Annotated in this window: 15 protein-coding genes and 2 tRNA genes; 14 read left to right on the plus strand and 3 right to left on the minus strand. The window is 58.9% G+C overall.

The genetic code is table 11. From position 1 onward, the window contains the following. Positions 1 to 186: 186 nt before the first annotated feature. Positions 187 to 948, minus strand: a complete 762-nt coding sequence (locus QWJ37_RS06610) for a DUF6270 domain-containing protein (RefSeq protein ID WP_290244845.1) — start codon at positions 946 to 948, stop codon at positions 187 to 189. A gap of 188 nt (positions 949 to 1136) precedes the next feature. Between QWJ37_RS06610 and QWJ37_RS06615 the strand changes: the two genes are divergently transcribed. The 11 genes from QWJ37_RS06615 to thiL all read left to right on the plus strand — a co-directional run bounded on the left by QWJ37_RS06615 (position 1137) and on the right by thiL (position 15361). Continuing rightward, positions 1137 to 1910, plus strand: coding sequence for a fumarylacetoacetate hydrolase family protein (locus QWJ37_RS06615; protein WP_227927595.1), 774 nt, complete (start codon positions 1137 to 1139; stop codon positions 1908 to 1910). Further along, positions 1910 to 2521: a hypothetical protein gene (locus tag QWJ37_RS06620; RefSeq protein ID WP_290244846.1), complete on the plus strand. Its 612-nt coding sequence runs from the start codon at positions 1910 to 1912 to the stop codon at positions 2519 to 2521. Before QWJ37_RS06615 ends, QWJ37_RS06620 begins: the two co-directional genes overlap by 1 nt. Positions 2522 to 2561: 40 nt before the next feature. Then, entirely contained in the window at positions 2562 to 4079 is a 1518-nt protein-coding gene (gene gltX, locus QWJ37_RS06625) for a glutamate--tRNA ligase (protein WP_290244847.1), read from the plus strand. A 10-nt stretch (positions 4080 to 4089) separates the two neighbouring features. Beyond that, positions 4090 to 4839 (plus strand): HAD family hydrolase, encoded by a 750-nt coding sequence (locus tag QWJ37_RS06630; RefSeq protein ID WP_290244848.1) that lies wholly within the window; start codon positions 4090 to 4092, stop codon positions 4837 to 4839. Positions 4840 to 4947: 108 nt separating this feature from the next. After that, positions 4948 to 5019 (plus strand) — tRNA-Gln (locus tag QWJ37_RS06635). Positions 5020 to 5142: 123 nt separating this feature from the next. Beyond that, positions 5143 to 5215: transfer RNA gene (locus QWJ37_RS06640), tRNA-Glu, on the plus strand. Between the two features lie 94 nt (positions 5216 to 5309). Then, positions 5310 to 7175, plus strand: coding sequence for a hypothetical protein (locus tag QWJ37_RS06645; protein WP_290244849.1), 1866 nt, complete (start codon positions 5310 to 5312; stop codon positions 7173 to 7175). A gap of 106 nt (positions 7176 to 7281) precedes the next feature. Next, entirely contained in the window at positions 7282 to 8745 is a 1464-nt protein-coding gene (locus tag QWJ37_RS06650; RefSeq protein WP_290244850.1) for an FkbM family methyltransferase, read from the plus strand. A 1-nt stretch (position 8746) separates the two neighbouring features. Further along, a complete protein-coding gene (locus tag QWJ37_RS06655) occupies positions 8747 to 12253 on the plus strand; it encodes a glycosyltransferase (protein WP_290244851.1) in 3507 nt (1168 codons plus the stop codon). A gap of 6 nt (positions 12254 to 12259) precedes the next feature. Then, complete coding sequence (locus QWJ37_RS06660) at positions 12260 to 14224, plus strand: DUF6270 domain-containing protein (RefSeq protein WP_290244852.1); 1965 nt, start codon at positions 12260 to 12262, stop codon at positions 14222 to 14224. A gap of 123 nt (positions 14225 to 14347) precedes the next feature. Then, positions 14348 to 15361, plus strand: a complete 1014-nt coding sequence (gene thiL / locus QWJ37_RS06665; RefSeq protein ID WP_290244853.1) for a thiamine-phosphate kinase — start codon at positions 14348 to 14350, stop codon at positions 15359 to 15361. Positions 15362 to 15389: 28 nt separating this feature from the next. Here thiL and QWJ37_RS06670 read toward each other — a convergent pair whose 3' ends face one another. Both QWJ37_RS06670 and QWJ37_RS06675 read right to left on the minus strand, forming a co-directional pair. Beyond that, the gene (locus QWJ37_RS06670) at positions 15390 to 15812 is read right to left on the minus strand and encodes a potassium channel family protein (RefSeq protein ID WP_290244854.1); all 423 of its coding nucleotides are present in this window, start codon (positions 15810 to 15812) and stop codon (positions 15390 to 15392) included. Between the two features lie 36 nt (positions 15813 to 15848). Then, the gene (locus tag QWJ37_RS06675) at positions 15849 to 16568 is read right to left on the minus strand and encodes an IclR family transcriptional regulator (RefSeq protein WP_227901426.1); all 720 of its coding nucleotides are present in this window, start codon (positions 16566 to 16568) and stop codon (positions 15849 to 15851) included. Between the two features lie 114 nt (positions 16569 to 16682). Here QWJ37_RS06675 and leuC point away from each other — a divergent pair, with 114 nt between their 5' ends. The 3 genes from leuC to murA all read left to right on the plus strand — a co-directional run bounded on the left by leuC (position 16683) and on the right by murA (position 20359). Next, positions 16683 to 18140, plus strand: coding sequence for a 3-isopropylmalate dehydratase large subunit (gene leuC, locus QWJ37_RS06680; RefSeq protein WP_290244855.1), 1458 nt, complete (start codon positions 16683 to 16685; stop codon positions 18138 to 18140). Between the two features lie 11 nt (positions 18141 to 18151). Then, on the plus strand, positions 18152 to 18769 hold the full coding sequence (leuD, locus tag QWJ37_RS06685) for a 3-isopropylmalate dehydratase small subunit (RefSeq protein ID WP_290244856.1): 618 nt from the start codon (positions 18152 to 18154) through the stop codon (positions 18767 to 18769). 249 nt (positions 18770 to 19018) lie between these two features. Further along, entirely contained in the window at positions 19019 to 20359 is a 1341-nt protein-coding gene (murA, locus tag QWJ37_RS06690; RefSeq protein WP_227901429.1) for a UDP-N-acetylglucosamine 1-carboxyvinyltransferase, read from the plus strand. Positions 20360 to 20366 lie beyond the last annotated feature (7 nt).

Below are 20366 nucleotides of genomic sequence, written 5' to 3' on the forward strand. Positions count from 1 at the left end.
CTAAGACCCACAGCGCCGATGGTACTGCATCCGGGAGGATGTGGGAGAGTAGGTCACCGCCGGACAAATTGTGAAGGGTGAGGCCCGTACCAGTGTTGGTACGGGCCTCACCTGTTTAACCCGTCGTTAGTCTTCCGGCGGACCCGGTGCGCAAAATCACGACCCGCCTATACGGGACGAGCCGCTTTAGGCAGACACAGAAGGCCCTGCCGACGACGGCGCTAGCGATTCCAGGATGCCTAGAATCTGGTGCTTCATCCAGATATAGGTTTCGTCGATGAAATGGTACGGCGAAGGGCCCCATTTATGGCTGGTCGTGGACAGTGCCAGCTCTTCCGGGACTGACACCACCCGTATGCCCAGGCTACGCATGTAGGCGTAATACCTGGCGTACAGCTTGTTGGCATGGGAGGCGTCCCAGCCGCGGAACTTTGGTACCACCTCGCCGGTAATCGTGACGTCGGTCCAGGGCACTTCGAAGAGGAGCGCACGGTCCAGGAGGCCGGCTGTTCTGAGCCTGGCGGCCAGGGCATCTGCTGCAGCTTTCCACAGGTTGAAGTGCTCGTCAGTTCCGAACGCAATGACAATGGCCGCCCGGGGGAGCGTTGCGACGAGCCCCGTTTTGGCCAACTCCACCGACTTGGTGATGTATGTGCCTCCGGGAACCCGGTACACCCCGAGTCGTTCGCTCAGGAGGTCGAAGACGAAGAGATCTGTTTTGGGGGCAAATCTGGTGATGCTTGGATGGAGCGAAGATTGCAGGTCGCCACGCACCGACCTGTTTTGAAAGCCTGTGCTTAATGTATCTACGGACAGGATTGTGGTCGCCGGCGATGCGGCGCTGACCAGTGACTGACGGGCGACGTAGTGCACGAGCACGTGGTCGTCTTTCATATGCTCGAATGCGTCACGGGTGACGCAGCCGCCGTAAATGAAGATGTTCGCCACTCTTCTCACTTCCAGATAGCAGGAGGGCAATCCCATCCAGGATTGGCATGGTAGATCAATGCGTGTTCCGGCCCGAAATGCCGTCGGTCACTCACTCCTGACCAACTACTATATGTGTTCGGTTCCAGGCCTACCGCCCGCGTGCTCTCCACGCGCAAAGCCGGTCCCTGTCCACTAGGCTTAGAAGCATGCGTATTGCTCGATTTGTACAGGACAGTGACCCCGCCTACGGCGTGGTTGGCGGAGAAGAAGGCAACGAAGAAATTGCCGTGATCAAGGGAGACCCGTTCTTTTCGGGTGTCCAGCTAACGGGGGAGCGGCACAAGCTCGAGGACGTACGTCTGCTGGCGCCGATTATTCCGCGCAGCAAAGTGGTGGGTATCGGCCGCAACTATGCCGACCACGCTGCGGAGATGGGCAACGACGTCCCTCCCGCGCCGCTGATGTTCCTCAAGCCCAACACCTCGGTCATCGGACCCAACGATCCCGTGGTGCTGCCCTCGTTCTCTGATGAGGTGTCCTATGAAGCCGAGCTCGCCGTCGTCATCGGCCGTATCTGCAAGGACGTCCCGGTCGAACGCGTGAACGAAGTGATTTTCGGCTACACGTGCGCCAATGATCTGACGGCACGCGACGCCCAGCGGACCGACGACCAGTGGGCACGCGCCAAGGGCTTTGATACCTCCTGCCCGCTGGGTCCGTGGATTGAAACCGAACTGGACCCGGAGAACACCGAGGTCCGCGGTTACCTGGACGGCGAGCTGGTGCAGGACGGCAATACGAGTTCGATGATCTGGGGCGTCAAGGAGCTGGTCTCCTACGTCTCCCAGGCCTTCACCCTGCTGCCCGGCGACGTTATTCTCACGGGCACGCCGGCCGGTGTCGGAATCATCAGCGACGGACAGCGCTTTGAGGTCGACATTGAAGGAATCGGCCGGCTGGTAAACACCGTCCGCAGCTGATGCGTCGCGGAGCGGGCAGGGACCGGCATCGGCTTCATGCCGGAGCAACGCCGGCTGCCCTGATATGGTCGGCCGCGCTCCTGGCCGCTCCGTTCCTCAGCTTTGCGCCGGCGCAGGCGCTTCCCTGGGGGCTCGGGGCTGCCCTGCTGTTGGGAGTCTTTCCACCGGTCCTGGTGGCATACCTGAAAAAGCGCAATGACCTGCGCCGGTTCGGTCCGTCGTCGCTGCCTCCGGTAGTGCTGGGCGCGGCCGCGCTGGGCTTTATGCTCCAGCGGCTCATTCTGTGGCTGGACGGGCCGCTGGCGCTTTCCGCAGCCGTGTTTGCGCTGCTGGCGGCCGCTATGGTGCTGCTGGTGGCCAACGCATTCACCGCCTGGTCATGGCTGGATGTCACGCTCGGTGCCGGCATCGTCATGTTCGGGTCGCTGGCCGCGCTGCTCTTCACAGGGCCGGTGGGGACAGCGCTGGCTGCTGCCGTGGTCCTTATACTGCTCGTCGTGATCCTGCGGCGCGCGCGGGCAGGATCTCCGCTGCAGCACCTTGCCGGGGCAGCCGCCGGCACCGCGGCGGGCGGCGGTATCTTCCTTTGGCTCCTCGCCTACGCACGTTAGGCCATGCGTAGAGGCAGAAGAGACTAAACTGGGAAGCATCATGACTAATGCGCCCACACCCTTAGCTGACCTGCCCACCGTTACCGATGCCACGCCCGTGCGCGTGCGTTTCTGCCCGTCCCCCACGGGCACCCCGCACGTCGGCCTGATCCGGACTGCCCTGTTCAATTGGGCCTACGCCAAGCACACCAAGGGCACCATGGTGTTCCGCATCGAAGACACGGATACCGCCCGTGACAGCGAGGAAAGCTACCTCCAGCTCCTCGACGCGCTGAAGTGGCTCGGCATCACCTGGGATGAAGGCGTGGAAGTGGGCGGCCCGCACGAGCCGTACCGCCAGTCCCAGCGGGGTGAGATCTATCAGGACGTTATCGCCAAGCTGCGCGACGCCGGCTACGTCTACGAGTCCTACTCCACGCCGGAGGAGATCGAGGCGCGCCACCGTGCAGCGGGCCGCGATATCAAGCTCGGCTATGACAACTATGACCGCGATCTGACGCCCGAGCAGATCGAAGCCTTCAAAGCCGAAGGCCGTTCCCCGGTGCTGCGCGTGCGGATGCCGGACGAGGACATTACCTTCACTGACTTGGTGCGCGGCGACATCACGTTCAAGGCCGGCACGGTTCCCGACTTTGTGGTGGTCCGCGCCAACGGTGCCCCGCTCTACACCCTCGTGAACCCGGTGGACGATGCCCTGATGGGGATCACCCACGTGCTGCGCGGCGAGGACCTGCTGTCCTCCACACCCCGCCAGATTGCCCTCTACCGGGCACTGATCGACGTCGGCGTCGCCGAATACATGCCGCTGTTCGGACACCTGCCCTACGTGATGGGCGCCGGCAATAAGAAGCTGTCCAAGCGCGATCCGGAGTCCAGCCTCTTCCTGCACCGCGAACGCGGTTTTATCCCCGAGGGCCTGCTGAACTACCTGTCCCTGCTGGGCTGGTCGCTGTCCGCGGATGAGGATATCTTCACCGTGCAGCAGCTGGTGGAAAACTTCGACATCCACGACGTGCTGGCCAACCCGGCGCGGTTCGATTTGAAGAAGGCCGAAGCCATCAACGGCACACACGTGCGGATGCTCGAGGCCGAAGACTTCCGCAACCGGCTGGTCCCGTACCTGCAGCACGCCGGCCTGGTGGGGGAGACGCTGACCGCCCGGGAAGAGGAAATCCTCACCGAAGCCGCCCCGCTGGTCCAGGAAAGGATCACGCTGCTCGGCGAGGGTCCGGACATGCTCGGGTTCCTCTTCAAGGCCGACGACGCCGTTGACGTTGCCGACGACGCGCGCAAGGGACTTCCGGCTAACCTGGCCGAGGTGCTAGATGCGGCACTGACCGCTCTGGACGCAGTGGAGGAGTGGACCGCGGAAAACATCCAGGCGGCACTGCGCCAGGCTCTGGTGGAAGAGATGGGCATCAAGCCGCGGCTGGCCTTCGGACCTGTGCGTACTGCCATTTCCGGACGCCGCATTTCGCCGCCGCTGTTCGAGTCCATGGTCATCCTTGGCCGGGACTCCTCCTTGGCCCGGATTCGTTCCTTCCGCGCCGCCGCGTAGGGACATGAGAATGGCCAGGTCTGTCGACGCGGTGCTGTTCGACATTGATGAAACACTGGTGGACCTGCAGGCTGCCATGGGCACCACGCTCCAGGCAGTCAGTGCGGAAGACCTGGCACATTTCACGGCGGCGGATTGGGACGCGTATACGTCCCTGTTCGCCGCCGACCCGCAAGGTCACTACGACGCTTACCTTGCCGGGCACCTGAGCTTCGCCGACCAGCGGGTGCTCCGGCTGCAGCATGCCCGCGAACGGGCTGGATTGGCACCGCTGGACAGCGATGCCGCGAGGGCCTGGAACGATGCCTATGAGCAGATGCTTCCCCGTCATTTCTGCGCTTTTGATGACGTGGTTCCGCTGCTGGACGCATTGGATGAACGGGGCATCGCCTATGGGGCGGTCAGTAACAACGTCCACGATTACCAGCGTGCCAAGCTGGACGCCGCCGGACTGGAGCGGATCCGGGTGCTGGTTGGCATTGACACCGTCGGTGCCGCCAAACCGGACCCGGCTATCTTCCACGAAGGAGCGCGGCTCGTCGGCAGCCTGCCGGCACGGACGGCGTATGTGGGCGACAACCTGATTGTGGACGCCATCGGCGCGCACGACGCCGGCCTGACGGGCGTCTGGCTGGACCGCACGGACAACCCCTCACCGGTGCGAAGCGGCACCACGGCTGTGCCTACCGGGGTCCGCACTGTCGGGGCACTGGAGGAGGTCCTGGACCTTCTCGGCGAGAGCGATGCCGGGCCCCTATGAAAGGTCTGGGGCCGTTTTGCACATGCCTCAGAACGCGTGTATAGTTATATCTCGTGCTGAGGGGTTGAGCGGCCAGGGAAACCTGGAAACGACTCAACGAAAGCGCATTGGGATATGGTGTAATTGGCAACACAACGGTTTCTGGTACCGTCATTCTAGGTTCGAGTCCTGGTATCCCAGCGGCTACTGATTCTTCGGTGAAAGCTGAAATTGGTATCTAGGCGGAGAGTATGGAATACTCTTCAGGTCGGTTCTTGAAACCGACAAGGAAGTGCACCGGATATTGGCGGGAGCACTGTACACGGCCCCATCGTATAGCGGCCTAGTACGTCGCCCTCTCACGGCGATAACGCGGGTTCGAATCCCGCTGGGGTCACAATGGAAGGTCCTGGACAGAAATGTTCAGGACCTTTTTCTTTAACCAAATCATACAAATACATACGTGACTTAGAACTCTGTATGATGGCAAGGTGCTCGATCAGCACGTCTCGTTCTGCATCAGGAGTTCTCTTTTGATTGATTTTTTCCCACTGCCAACGCCCTATGTTGATTTTGCGATCGTAGCCCTAGCTAGGGAAGACGGAGACATCACGCCGGCGCTTCGCAGATTGGAAGCGCTCGGTTTTTACGTGCGCGTGGTCGGAGATGAAACTACCGGCAGTACCGTTTTTGTCGCAGCATCCAGCCAAGGTGTGAACTCCGATGAATATGGGATCTTTGGAATGTCCGGTATAGGTATGAAAGAACGGGATCTTATTGTCCCGAGTGAGGGCATTTCTCGGGCAGTTTTCGAAAATATTGATCCGGAAACCGGAACATATACAACTTTCGATGTGCGGGCAGGATGCGTAGTTGTCAAAACTGACCTTTTTGGTTATGGTCACAGTTTTACGTCGCAGCATGATGCACTCGCCATCGTGAGCAACAGGCTTCATTTACACAAGATCGTAATGGCGGCCTTTTCACAGAGGATACGTCTCAATCCCGCTGCGGTTATCGCGAACTTTTTTAGTGATCATGGCTTATTCACCCAGCAGTCCGCACTGAAAGAAACACTGATAGACGGCGTCCGTCTCGTCCCGATGTCTAGCGACGTGGTCATCACAAATGCCTCAATTCTGTGGTCTGAAAAAGATGAGTTCGTGCAGGCTGTGGGCCCGCAGAAGAGGTCGTATGCCGAGCTAATCGACGCCGGTACCCAAAAAGTTATCGAGAATAGCCGCGCCGTTGTCAATACTGATCTATTCGATACTATAGTGCTGGACCTGAGCGGGGGTAAAGACAGCCGCCTAGTTTTCGGGGCAGTGACTCGTGTCCCTGGGTGGGAAGAAAAAGCACGAGTGAATACCTCGCGTGTTCCGAACTCTGACGATGTCGAAATAGCGGCAGGCCTTGTGCATGCCTATGGTGCCTCCTATTTCACTGGCGACATGGTGGAACAGCATCCCCTGACTCTGGAAGATAACCTGCGATTCTGGCGTAGCTATTTTTTCGGTGAGTATCATAGAATGGCGGCTGGAGCATGGAGCAATGAAGGTAAGAACCGTACGAGCATAAGTATGGGTGGAGCCAACGGGGAAATATTTCGATCATTCTGGGCCCCTGTTCTTGAACGTCATATAGGTCACGTTGAAGGTACGCGGGAGTTTGCCGAGAGGTTCATAACATCCATAGCGGTCAAAGACCGATATGCACCCGAACAGTTGGGTCAGTTGGTTTCTGCCTTTGCAGAAGAGCTCGAGTCCTATCCCTCTTCTTCTGTGCGTGAAAAGGTCGAAGACCATTATATGTTTAACCGGAATAGATCACATTGCGGACTTCGCGGGTTCACTTTCTATCATGACCGCCTAACTTGGTATCCGCTCCTTTCCGCTGATCTCCTTGCTGCGTCGAGATCACTGAGTTATTCAGAACGTGCGAGTAATCGGGTAATTTACGATGTGCTAGTCGGACTTGATCCTGAACTAGCAACCTTCCGTTTTGATGGCCCCAAAGACCCTTTCGAGGCGCTGCGCGATGAACAGCCCTACCGTGTCGCAGACGAATCAACCGCAGCCTGGGAGGATTCGCAACGTGCGGCCTCAGCGAAGGTTCACGGCCGGCGATCGGGCCGTGAACAAAAAATGGCTTGGCCTGACCTGGCTACATACGTAGCGGCTGAGGCGAGAATGGCGCTGCGTGAGCTTCGCTGTATGGAGCCGAGTATGGCTGACTTGATTCCTCTCGGGTTGGAGGGGCGCTTAGATGAAGCTATGCTGACTCCAAGTATTGGATACCAATTGTCTTCTCGGATTTTGGCGGTCTGGGACGCCGTGAGTCCCGTAGAATTCGATTGAACGGTAGAAGCATGCGGGGCCGGTCTCGCTCTTATATGAAGCTGCGGGAAAAGAGTCAAAATAGGATGTTTTATATGTTCACGTGGGGGTCGAGTTGGAAGCGCCTATGAGCTCGGGATTGACCGGGGATATGCCGATAGCCACTGTTGAAGAAGGGTCCGCGGCCTTCCGTATCCGCGTACCATCGAGCGATGACCATATCGGCAAATATCTCCTTCAATGTGGCGCGTTCTACGAGGCGGAACTGCTACGCGCATTGAAGAGAGTTATAAGGCCTGGGGACACCGTAGTCGATGTGGGAGCAAACATCGGTAACCATACGGTCTTCTTTGCGGGAGTTCTTAAATGCAAAGTCATCGCAGTAGAGCCCGTACCGCTATTAGCGGAGATACTAAGGTCGAACGTTTCCCGGAATAAACTGTCGGATCTCGTGTCGGTCCATCAGGTTGCCTTAGGCTACGAAGAGGCCCTAGCAGAAATAGCGCAGTTCGACGAGAACAATTACGGCGGAACTAGCCTGAGCCTCCGCGTAGATGGAGATATTGAGGTCAAGCCGCTTGACGCCCTCGTTTCCGACACGGTCGGATTGATCAAGATTGACGCGGAGGGCATGGACTATCAAGTGCTACTAGGGGCCCGAGAAGTTCTTGAAAGAGACATGCCCGTTGTTGTCATCGAAGCGATGACCCCTGATGCGGTTGCTCAGATTGAGAGTTTCTTGACTCCACTTGGGTACTCAATATTTGGGGAGTACAACGCCACCCCCACCTATGTCTTTTTCCCAACACGTTCGAGCCAACAGTTGCGTCGCGCCGTCGCATTCCTCGGGCTCACTGTGGCCGAACAGATAGTTACTCAACGCTCGCAGGAGTCGACAATCCGTCAGGTCAGCCGATATGCGGAACGGCTCTCAACTGAGACTTACAATCGCATTATGGCCAAATTGGACGATCAGCGTCCGGCCCCTAGTGCTCAATCTAGGCAGGTCTCTTCGGACAGCGTGACGTCCGCAGTCCTGCAGCTCCGTTTGGACTCGTTGGCCTCGACTCTCGAGATTGAGCGAAAAGCATTTATAGAGCTGTCTGAACAATACAAGGTTGTTACAAGCCGGGCTGAGCGGTTAGAAGGCGACATCAACGCCAGGAGCCGAAGGCTGAAGGGATGGCAGGATCTCGAGGTTGCGGCCAAGTTCCGCGAACAGGAGGGGCTGGAGACCGAATTTCAAGCTCTCACGGGACGTCCCCTCCAGGAAGCGGCTAGCATCGTCCAGCAGCTGCGCACAGAAAATAGCCGGCTCTCAGCATCTCTCCGAATGATTGAAGACGAAAATGCCGATAAAGAAGACGAAGTGCGGAAGCTGATGGTCTCCAGAGGCGAATATGGACGTGAGAATAGAAAGCTCAAACTTCAGCTTGCTGAGATGACAGCAAAGGTTGAGGGACTGCAGCCGGACCACACCAAGCTACAGAGCAATACATCTCGTGCCCCCTCACGACGTGTCCCAGGAGCCCACCGAATTCACGGCATCCTCCGAAAGATCAAGACTAAAATCGCTACCACGGGAAAATAACTTGGCTACCGAAAATGAAAATCTGTCGATAGAACAACTTGGAGCGGAGCTTGCGGCGTCGGAACGCAATGCCGTTCTACTGGCCGAGTTGAACGATCTCAAGGGCCGACTTGGTGCGGCAGCCCGGATCATTGATGCAAAGGATGGAGCCTACGACGCTGAATTGGCACTGCTCCGTGCAGAAAACCATATGCTGCGTGAGGAGTCCAAGGCATTCTCTGGGACGCTAAGCGCCCTAGAGAAGGCCGCGGTACAGTCATGTCCTGATTCAGGCGCGAATTTCGTGGGCAAGTCAAGAAAATCTCCCACCAAAAACGTCAGAAGTCTGCGCGTCGCTGGCATTATGGATGAGTTTACGGGATCGGCTTTCGGGAAGGCCTGTGAGCTATTACAGTTATCCCTCTCAGGCTGGGACGCCCAACTTGAGAAGTTCAAGCCGGATGTACTCGTGGTCGAGTCAGCCTGGCGGGGCAACTCGGGGCAATGGACCGACAAAGTGCACCGCGTCTCGCCTGAGCTGGTGGCGCTGGTGCGCTGGTTTAAGAATGCAGGTCTGCCTACGGTTTTTTGGAACAAGGAAGACCCGGTCCACTACGGATCGTTCATCTCCACGGCGTCGCTTTTCGACTATGTATTTACTACCGATCTTGACTCGGTAGAACGTTACAAGTCCATGCTGAATCACAATAGCGTCTATCTTATGCCGTTCTTCTGTGAGCCTTTGCTTCATTCCCCGGTCCAAGAATACAATCGGCAGCCCACGGCAAGTTTCGCGGGGGCGTATTATGCCCGCTATCCAGACCGCCAAAAAGACTTCGACTCGATTATGACAGGTGTTTCCGCGCTGGGTGATGTTGCGATATTTGATCGCAATTTCGGTAGTGACGACCCTGCATATCTATACCCAGAGAAGTACCGAACAATGATTAAGGGTGGACTGCCATACGCTGACATTGCTAGGTCATACAAGGGATACGACTTTGGCGTAAATTTGAATTCGGTCAAAGAATCACAGAGCATGTTTGCTCGGAGGGTGTTCGACCTTATTCTTTGCGACACTCATGTTGTTAGCAATTACTCACGCGGCCTGCGACTTATGTTTGGTGATTTGGTGATCTCGTCGGATGACGCTGGCACCATCGACGCGTCTATTCAGCAATTGATGGGTAACGACGGTACGGTCCGAGAAAATGCATACGCGGCATACGTCCGTCACCTTGCACTTCGAAAGGTGCTTGCCGAACATACGACAACGTCGCGCCTTGAATATCTCTCTTCCAAGATCTGGCCAGAAGGACCGCAGCGGGCTTTAGGGGGAGTCACAGTCATCTGCCTTGCCAACAGCGTCGATGAGGTGCAGAAGGTTGTTGGACAGTTCGAGAACCAGGTGTGGGCCGAAAAGAAGCTGGTCGTTCTTATCGCTGATGATCTGGATCTCGGATCATGTAGCAAGTCCCGGCAAATACGCTATATCCCGATGAGTACCTCGTCGCTCCGTATCGGCGATTTGAGCGAGACCGCGTACACCGCGTTTTGGGTGTCTGAGGCACATTACGGTTCTCAATATTTGTCAGACGCGATGTACCTCATGCAGCTCGGCGTTTCGTGTGTGGCCCGTGACGGCAGTGATCCGTCTGATCGTTTGGGCCTGAAGTCAGCCTTCAGAAGGCCCTCGTCGTCACTTCTCGCGTCGAGCGTTGTGGCAACACATCATTTTGCTGAGGTAGTGCTTGATACTGCGGAGTCCGCGACTCAGAGGGTAGTAGCGGGTTCAATCCTGGTGGCACCATCATTCGACTTTGCAATGCCGGCACAAGAACTCTTAGACACGCATTTGTGGGACGAGAAGATTAGCCTGGGCATGGCAATCGACGATCTGCTTCGTGCTGCAGAAGAAGTTCCGGTTCAGATGCATGACTATGAGATCTCGAGCGGTATTGCTTCAGATCAGCTGCTGGGTGAATTTCCAGCGCGGGCTATTGCAAAGTCGGTGTGGGTAGATCACTCTGTGAACGGCGCTTTGGTGCGTTCGGAACTCGAAGCTGAAAAGCACGCCTATATCTACGCGCGTACGCCGCTTGACATCGACCAACTTAATCCGGTAAATGAAAGCGTCTCTGTCAACGCTCTGGTTGGCGTTGGTATAATGAGTTCACTAGTCGTCCTGTTTCTAGATGATGCAGGGGCGCGCATTAGTAGTCGGATTCTGGCAGTGAATACTAATCACGAAATTGAGGTGCCGCTAGGGACGGCGCAGGTTCACTTAGGTCTCCGAGTGCAAGGAAGCGGCGTGATGGAGATCCGCGGATTTGCCTTTGCCCCGGTAGAGGCTCCAGCACGCAAAACACCCGTGAAGGTAGCTGGCCGGCATCTGGTGCTCACGAATGTCTATCCCTCCCACGATGATCTGTATAGAAACGCGTTTGTACACAGCCGAGTTCGTAGCTACAGAGCGGCAGGCATTGAACCAGTCGTGTTTTGTCTCAACAGCCGCGGAACTCGAACGAGCTATGAGTTCGAAGGTGTGGACGTGATTGTGGGCGATGAGAGTGATCTGGCTTCCGTCCTGGACGGCAATGATTTTTCGGGCGTGTTAGTGCACTTTCTGGACGCTGCCATGTGGAGTGTCCTTCAGGCGGCGATTCCCCAGGTCCCTGTCATCGTCTGGGTTCACGGAGCAGAGGTACAACCGTGGCACCGGCGGGATTTCAACTTTGAAAACGAAGACCAGCGGACTCAGGCCAAGGCCGCCAGCGAGTCACGAATGACTCTGTGGCGGGACGTATTCGGGAACCTGCACCCTCACCTTCATTTTGTCTTTGTCTCCAAGTACTTTGCATCCGAGGTTATGGAAGATGTAGGCATTGTGCTGCCTAATAACTCCTACTCGGTGATCCATAACTTTATTGACACGGATATATTCGATTACATACCCAAGGATGAAGACGCCAGGTTCAAACTGTTAAGTATTCGACCGTTTGCATCGCGAAAGTATGCTAACGATCTTACGGTTGATGCGATTTTACATCTGCGCGATCACCCGCTATTCGGCTCTGCGCAGTTTAAGATATTGGGTGACGGGCCATTGTTCGATTCCGTGCTGGAGCCATTGCGGTCGCTGGATAACGTCACTATTGAGCGTGGTTTTCTAACTCAAGATTCGATAGCACGTGTCCATAAGGAACACGGAATTTTCCTTACACCGACACGTATGGACTCCCAGGGTGTCTCGCGTGATGAGGCCATGTCCTCGGGATTGGTCCCCGTTACTAACGCTGTAACTGCGATCCCTGAGTTTGTTGACGAAGAATCAGGGATCCTGGCGCCTGGGGATGATGCAAAAGCTATGGCTCAGGGTATAGCGGACCTTTGGGAGGCACCTGAGAGGTTTAAGGAAATGTCTGCTGCTGCTGCGCGAAGGGTGAGACAGCAGACAGCCTTTGACCATACGATGGGTGCGGAGATCAGACTTATACGTCAGATCGACGGACCACAGCTGAAGGGGTAAGCAGCGTTGACATCGACAATTCCTGGACGCCTGGTTGAACGCGATTACAGCAAATGGGGGTCTCGGGTACGCACGTGGGCGTCCTTGAGAGTCTTTGCCGAATCCGGCGAGTGGGGTGAGGGCGTCCACTCTATCTCTCTCGTTGACGGCAATGTCCTGGATGTTTATCTGAGTTCTGCCGTCAATGCCAAATCGGTAGGCCGCACGTTACCCGTCTTTTTTTCGGGGGCTTTGACTAACCGCGAGGGCACTAAACCGCCGTACTTCTCCGGTGCTACTCTAGGTAGCCAACTGGGTGTTCCCTACATGGCAATCTCGGATCCGACTCTGAATTTGTCTGAAGACCTTGGGCTTGCGTGGTATGCCGGCTATGAGGGCGGTAGGGTTCAGGATTCAATTAGGGAACTTTTAGAGTTGCTTTCCGATCGTGCGGCTATGCATCTCCTGCTCATTGGTGGTTCTGGGGGCGGGTTTGCATCCATGTATTATGCAAGTCGTCTAGGAAGCAAGGCATCGGCATTCGTGTGGAATCCCCAGACATCCATTACAGATTATGTGCCCTCGTCCGTTCACGGGTTCCTGAAGGTGGCGCTGCCGAATCATAAGGCCAGTCCTCGAGCTAAAGATGATGTATCCAATCTGTCGGACGCCGGAATTACTTCGAAGAATGTTGATTTCCGCGGACACCGCCTTTTATATCTGCAGAACTACAATGACTGGCACGTAAAGTCTCATCTAGCACCCTACCTAGACTCATCTGGGTTGTCATATAGAGGCAATGGCCTTTATTCGAATTCTTCGAATCAGTCCGTTGTGATATCAGCCTTCGGCGAAGGCCACGCAGTGCCGGAAAAAGCACTGATTGCTTCAGTCATTGGTGAGATGCTGGATCCACAGCGAAGCGTCCGAGTGGTCTACAACAACCTAATTGAACATGGTATTCTCCCCTCTAATTTCAATCGGTTGCCGTTGGACCTCCGTGAAGTATGGCGAGATGCGGTGCCGGTTACCCTCACGGTAAGAGCGAATCCTGCAGGTTCACGCATTGAAGTCGAATTGAACAATTTAGTTGAGGGATTCGGTGGTGTTACCGCTGTAGTGGCGCTCTATAAGGATGGCGTCCGGGTGGCGCTCAGCACGATTGCCAGTGCGACGTTCCGAGTCTTTGAGTGGGTCGAATTCGATACGGTGAAGGCTGACCTGTTTGACGGATTTGGTCATCCTGTGGGTAGTTTATCTACTCGGCCTGGGGCTTCTCCAGTGAGTGTTTGTCCTGACGCGAAAACTCCGCGCGTGTTTATCTACGGTAGCTGTATATCTCGAGATGCTTTTTATGGCGCAGACGGGCCTGAGCTGGTGGATTATGTATCTCGGTCCGCCATGGGAAGTGCATTTTCTGTCCCTCCGGGGAATATTCCGACCGTGGATGTGTCTTTAAATCCAAGCGCTTTTCAACGACGCATGGTGACGTATGACCACGAGAAGTCTCTTGCACATCTTTTAGAAGAGGCATCGTTCGATATCTTGCTAGTTGATTTTATTGACGAGAGGCTGCCGCTTGTTCGAATAAACGGCAGTTATATTACCTACTCGCCGGAGCTCCAGAGATGTGGGTTTACACCCGAGTCCGACGATCTGGTGTTGGTTGGCTCGGATGAGTATTATGGTCTCTTTAAGAAGGGCTTCGAGATGCTACTGCAAAGCGTCGCCGCTGACCGAATTTATGTTAGTCGTGCGTATTGGGCCTCAACTGACGATCGCGGCAATGCTCTTGGTGGCCGATTGGTCGAGTTTCACAACGAGGTTTTGGATCATCTTTACGATATTGCTGCCTCGTATCGGGGCGTTCGATTTATTGAATATTCGAAGGATCACGTCATCGGTGATTCGCTGCATAAGTGGGGACCTTCGCCGTTCCACTACGTTTCAGATTTCTATGACCAGACGCGTAGAGTGCTCCAGGGTAAGTGACCTTCTTGCTGGCGGGCTTCGAGGCGTTTGTTAACTCGGGCCGAGCAAGGGGCAAGTCGGTACGGCCTGGCTGTGACATCCGGCCCGGATAGGGTCGGGGACCGCGAAGGATAAGGATCTGATGTGATTGCGCATCCACTGTGCGTGGGCCAGCTTGGTGAGGCGGAGCTGCTGGAACGGATCTTCCCCAGGCTCGGTCCCACCACCGCCCTCATTGGTCCCGGCGATGACGCTGCGGTGATCGCCGCTCCCGACGGTCGTACGGTGATCTCCATCGACACCCTGGTTCAGGATGCGGATTTCCGCCTGATGTGGCCCTCGGGCTACCGTACCGGCGGATACACAGTCGGCTGGAAATGCGCAGCCCAGAATCTCTCCGACATCAATGCCATGGGTGCTGTGCCCACTTCCCTCGTGGTCAGCCTGACCCTGCCCGGAAGCACGGAGGTCGCGTGGGTGGAGGACCTGGCCAGCGGCCTCGCAGGGGCAGTGACGTCCTTGATGTTCGATACCGGGCGGTGCTCGGTTGTGGGCGGAGACCTCGGCCGCGGCAGCCAGATTGTTGTCACCGCAGCCGTAACCGGTGACCTCGAAGGACGGACACCCGTCCTTCGCTCCGGAGCGCGGCCCGGTGACGTCCTGGGCTTTACCGGAGCGTTGGGGGCCGCAGCCGGTGGGCTGGCAGTGCTGGAGAGCAGTCTGGACTATTCAACCGTCCGGGAAGAGCCGGACCAGCTTCTTGCCACCCTGGTCGCGTCCCAGAACCGGCCGCATCCGCCGATACACCTGGGCCCGCGGGCGGCGGCGGCGGGCGCAACGGCGATGCTGGACGTTTCCGACGGGCTGGTGCGGGACGCCGGCCGGATAGCCCGGGCATCGGGCGTCGGAATTGACCTGGACGCGGAGTACGTCCGTAACCGTGCGGCACTGCTCGCGCCCGCAGCACAGAGGCTGGGAACCGATCCACTGGACTGGGTGCTGGGCGGGGGAGAGGATCATGGCCTGCTGGCCACGTTCCCGCCCGGTGCCGTGCTGCCAAAGGGATTTGTCCGGATGGGCATTGTGCAGGACGGCTGCGGTGTAACGGTAGGCGGCGAGGCGCCCCAGGCCATGGGCTGGGACCACTTCGCCGGCTGAGCTGTGCAGGCCAAACCGATCCAGGCGGTCAGCGCATGATATGCCGCTCCCGGATGCGTCGGGCCAGGGAGTCCAGCTCGTCCCGGGACAGGTCCGGGAGGTGCTCAAGCTCATCCACCAGATCGTTCAGCGAGGTTCGGGAGCGGATTCGGAGCAGTTCATTGTAGAAGCCCACAATGATGCCGGTCAGCAGGGCGACCACCAGGATGCCGTAGAGCGCCACCACTACGGTTATCAGCCGGCCGGCAAAGGTGACCGCTACATAGTCTCCGAACCCGATGGTGGTAAAGGAACTGAAGAGGTACCAGAGGCTGTCCCCGAAATCCGGAATGCCGGGCTCGAACCGGGGCAGCAACAAAGCCGCGGTGCCAAGGGCAATCAGGAAGCCGTAGAGCACGTAATCCGCGTTGGTCACCCGGACAATGTTCCACAGCACGCGCATCCGCTTCATGGTGCCTCCCGTGCATTGGAGGCTCCCAGAATAGGCCTAGTCCGCGTTCTTGCGCAGCGCCTCGGTGAGCTGGGCGCCGGCCTTGGCTACCACTTCGGCGTGGATACGTCCGGGCTGGCGGGTCAGGCGTTCGATCGGGCCGGAAATCGACACAGCGGCGATCACCCGGCCGGACGGTCCACGCACGGGAGCCGAAACCGAGGCAACGCCGGGTTCGCGTTCGCCCAGGCTCTGGGCCCACCCGCGGCGCCGCACGCCGGCCAGCACGGTGGGGGTGAAGCGGGCATTGTGCAGCCCCTCCAGCAGGCGGTCGTGGTCCTCCCACGCCAGCAGGCACTGGGCGGCCGAGCCGGCCTTCATGGAGAGCTGGGTGCCCACGGGGATGGTGTCACGCAGGCCGATGGGCCGCTCCGCTGACGCGACACACACCCGCCATTCACCCTGCCGGCGGAATACCTGCGAGCTTTCGCCGGTGATATCGCGCAGCTGCAGTAATACGGGCCCGGCGGAGGCGATGAGCCGGTCCTCTCCGGCGGCGGAGGCCAGCTCCACGAGGCGTCCGCCCAGGACAAAGCGGCCCTGGATATCGCGTCCCACCAGACGGTGGTGGACCAGCGCCAATGCCAGCCGGTGCACGGTGGGGCGGGCAAGCCCGGTGGCAGACACCAGCTGTGCAAGGGTGGTCGGCCCCGCTTCAAGTGCATCCAGCACCATCGCCGCCTTGTCGATAACGCCTACCCCGCTTGCAGTGTCCATACACTGATACTGCCGTCTCACTATCTGAGATGCAAGTTGAAAAGCTGGACCGCCGGCTCCGTGGGCTGGTTCCCTTAAGGAACGCAGCACAAGATCTCAACGAGGGGTACCGGCATGGCTGAGCATGTAGCAGGCAGGACGCTTGCACAGAAAGTCTGGGATGAGCACGTAGTGCACAAGGGCGAGGACGGCGCCCCCGACCTTCTGTACATTGACCTGCACCTTATCCATGAGGTGACCTCCCCGCAGGCCTTTGAAGGGCTGCGACTGGCCGGCAGGGGGCTGCGCCGCCCGGACCTGACCATCGCCACCGAGGACCACAACACGCCCACGCTGGCCATCGACAAGCCGATCGCAGACCCGGTGAGCCGCACGCAGATTGAAACGCTGCGGGCCAACTGCGCCGAGTTCGGAGTCAGGCTGCATCCCCTCGGGGACGCCGAGCAGGGCATTGTGCACGTGGTCGGCCCCCAGCTGGGCCTGACGCAGCCCGGGCTGACGGTGGTCTGCGGAGACTCGCACACCTCCACGCACGGAGCCTTCGGCGCTCTGGCAATGGGCATTGGAACCTCTGAAGTGGAACACGTCATGGCCACCCAGACACTGTCCCTGAAGCCGTTCAAGACCATGGCCATCAACGTGGAGGGGACTCTGCGTCCCGGGGTGACCTCGAAGGACATCATCCTTGCCGTGATCGCCAAGATCGGCACCGGCGGCGGCCAGGGCTACGTGCTGGAATACCGCGGCTCTGCTATCCGCTCGCTGTCCATGGAAGCACGGATGACCATCTGCAACATGTCCATCGAAGCCGGTGCCCGTGCCGGTATGGTGGCGCCGGATGACACCACCTTCGCCTACCTCAAAGGACGTCCGCACGCACCGCAGGGCCGGGACTGGGACGCCGCCGTCGAGCACTGGAGGTCGCTGGCAACGGATGAAGACGCACAGTTCGACGCTGAGGTGTTCCTGAACGCCGATGAGCTGGAGCCCTTCGTTACCTGGGGAACAAACCCGGGGCAGGGCGTCTCCCTCTCCGACGCCGTGCCTGCCCCGGAGGACTTCGCGGATGAAAACGCCCGTGCCGCGGCCGAACGGGCCCTGACCTACATGGACCTGGCTGCCGGTACGCCCATGAAGGAGATCCGGGTGGACACTGTCTTCCTGGGGTCCTGCACCAACAGCCGCATTGAGGACCTGCGCATTGCCGCCGACATTATCCGCGGCCGGCAGAAGGATCCGGATATCCGCATGATGGTGGTGCCCGGCTCGGCACGGGTGCGGCTGGAGGCGGAGGCCGAAGGGCTGGACCGCGTGTTCAAGGAATTCGGCGCGGAATGGCGTTTCGCCGGGTGCTCCATGTGCCTGGGCATGAACCCGGATCAGCTGGAGCCGGGGGAGCGCTGCGCCTCCACGTCCAACCGGAACTTTGAAGGCCGTCAGGGCAAGGGCGGGCGGACCCACCTGGTCTCGCCGGTGGTGGCAGCCGCCACGGCCGTCCGCGGAACCCTCAGCTCGCCCTCTGACCTGGACCCGCTGCCGGGTGCCGCCGTCGACGCCGTCAGCGCTGCATAGGAGAACCTGTTATGGAAAAGATCACCACACACACCGGCATAGGTGTTCCGCTGCGCCAGAGCAACGTGGACACGGACCAGATCATCCCCGCCGTCTACCTCAAGCGGATCACCCGGACAGGCTTCGAAGACGCCCTCTTTGCCGGCTGGCGGAAGAACGAGGATTTCATCCTCAACCAGGAGCCCTACAGCCGTGGCTCGGTGCTGGTGGCCGGACCGGATTTCGGTACCGGCTCCTCCCGCGAGCATGCCGTATGGGCTTTGAAGGATTACGGGTTCCGCGCCGTCCTCTCCTCCCGGTTCGCCGATATCTTCCGCGGCAACTCCGGCAAACAGGGCCTGGTGGCCGCCCAAGTGGCCCAGGATGACATTGAGCTCATCTGGAAGGTGCTGGAGGAGGCGCCGGGCACGGAAGTCACCGTTGACCTGCAGGCCCGCACCGTGGTCTGCGGCAGCGTCAACGCGCCGTTCGACATTGACGAGTACACTCGCTGGCGGCTGCTCGAAGGCCTGGACGACATCGCGCTGACCCTGCGGCATGAGTCGGAAATCACCAGCTTCGAAGCGCTGCGTCCGTCCTACAAGCCCACCACGCTTCCTGCCCTTTACCAGGGCGTTTTTCCCGGCTAACTGTTCAGCAGGGTACTGCTGATTTGCGCCCCGCCCGGTTTCGTGGGCGTCCCCGGATCTCGATACAATCGATAGGCCCCGCGACGGCGGGGCCTATCTGCTTTCCACTCCGCCAGCCATGACCGGAATCACCCCGGCACGGCCCCTGTCGGGGAGCGGAGTCATTTCAGTAAGTAGGCGCTTCCTCCTATGCTTGGTTGCAGTCTCTTATTGCGTTCGGGGCCAATCTAGTTAAGAAATCAGGTGTTCATGGGTAGCGTCCTTACGATCCGAGGCGGGGTTCCTCTCTCCGGAAAGGTGCCGGTCCGCGGGGCGAAGAATCTTGTCCCCAAGGCCATGGTTGCCGCCCTGCTCGGCAACGGCCCTTCCCTGCTGCGCAACGTTCCGGAAATCAAGGACGTCGAGGTTGTCACATCGCTGCTGAAGCTGCACGGCGTGGAGGTCTCCAAGGACCCCGTCACCGGTGACCTCACCATGGATCCGAAGAACGCCAAGACGGCGGCATCCAAGGACATCGACGCCCACGCCGGGGACTCCCGTATTCCGATCCTGCTCTGCGGACCCCTGATGCACAGCCTTGGCGAGGCATTCATCCCGGACCTGGGCGGCTGCAAAATCGGCGACCGCCCCATTGACTACCACCTGCAGATGCTCCGCAACTTCGGTGCCGTGGTGGAAAAGCGCCCGGGCGGCATTTCCATCTCCGCGCCCAAGGGCCTCACCGGTGCCAAACTGGAACTGCCCTACCCGAGCGTCGGCGCCACCGAACAGGTTCTCCTGACGGCCGTGAAGGCTGTGGGAATCACCGAGCTGCGCGGCGCAGCCGTGGAGCCGGAAATCCTTGACCTGATCGCCATCCTGCAGAAGATGGGCGCCATCATCTCCGTGCAGACGGACAGGGTCATCCGTATTGAAGGTGTCGCAGAGCTGACGGGGTACAACCACCGTGCCCTTCCCGACCGCAACGAGGCCGCGTCCTGGGCCTCGGCGGCCCTGGTCACCAAGGGAGACATCTACGTAGAAGGTGCGGACCAGAAGGACCTCACCGCGTTCCTGAACACCTACCGGAAGATCGGCGGGGCGTTCGACGTCGACGACGGCGGCATCCGCTTCTACCACCCCGGCGGCGCGCTGAACCCGCTGGTGCTGGAAACCGACGTCCACCCGGGCTTTATGACCGACTGGCAGCAGCCGCTTGTCGTGGCGCTGACCCAGGCGGAGGGCGTCTCCATCGTGCACGAGACTGTCTACGAGAACCGCTTCGGCTTCACCGACGCCCTGGTCCGCATGGGTGCCAATATCCAGGTGCACCGTGAATGCCTGGGCAGCGTCCCATGCCGTTTCGGGCAGCGGAACTTCCTGCACTCGGCGGTCATCGCAGGCTCCGTACAGCTGCGCGGTGCCGAAATCGACATTCCGGACCTGCGCGGCGGCTTCAGCCACCTGATCGCCGCGCTGGCGGCCGAGGGCACGTCCCGAGTCACCGGCATCGAGCTCATCAACCGCGGCTACGAACACTTCCAGGGCAAGCTGGAGGGACTCGGCGCTGACTTTGACGTGGCTTCCGGCGTATCCGCCGGACTCCGGTAGCCTGACG

Source organism: Arthrobacter sp. YD2 (assembly GCF_030410475.1).
Classification (GTDB): Bacteria; Actinomycetota; Actinomycetes; order Actinomycetales; family Micrococcaceae; genus Arthrobacter_B; species Arthrobacter_B zhangbolii.

Coding starts and splice junctions, on each gene's coding strand:
- QWJ37_RS06615 (WP_227927595.1), top strand. CDS start 1,137: ATGCGTATTGCTCGATTTGTACAGGACAGTGACCCCGCCTACGGCGTG.
- QWJ37_RS06620 (WP_290244846.1), top strand. CDS start 1,910: ATGCGTCGCGGAGCGGGCAGGGACCGGCATCGGCTTCATGCCGGAGCA.
- gltX (WP_290244847.1), top strand. CDS start 2,562: ATGACTAATGCGCCCACACCCTTAGCTGACCTGCCCACCGTTACCGAT.
- QWJ37_RS06630 (WP_290244848.1), top strand. CDS start 4,090: ATGGCCAGGTCTGTCGACGCGGTGCTGTTCGACATTGATGAAACACTG.
- QWJ37_RS06650 (WP_290244850.1), top strand. CDS start 7,282: ATGAGCTCGGGATTGACCGGGGATATGCCGATAGCCACTGTTGAAGAA.
- QWJ37_RS06670 (WP_290244854.1), bottom strand. CDS start 15,812: ATGAAGCGGATGCGCGTGCTGTGGAACATTGTCCGGGTGACCAACGCG.
- QWJ37_RS06675 (WP_227901426.1), bottom strand. CDS start 16,568: ATGGACACTGCAAGCGGGGTAGGCGTTATCGACAAGGCGGCGATGGTG.
- leuC (WP_290244855.1), top strand. CDS start 16,683: ATGGCTGAGCATGTAGCAGGCAGGACGCTTGCACAGAAAGTCTGGGAT.
- leuD (WP_290244856.1), top strand. CDS start 18,152: ATGGAAAAGATCACCACACACACCGGCATAGGTGTTCCGCTGCGCCAG.
- murA (WP_227901429.1), top strand. CDS start 19,019: ATGGGTAGCGTCCTTACGATCCGAGGCGGGGTTCCTCTCTCCGGAAAG.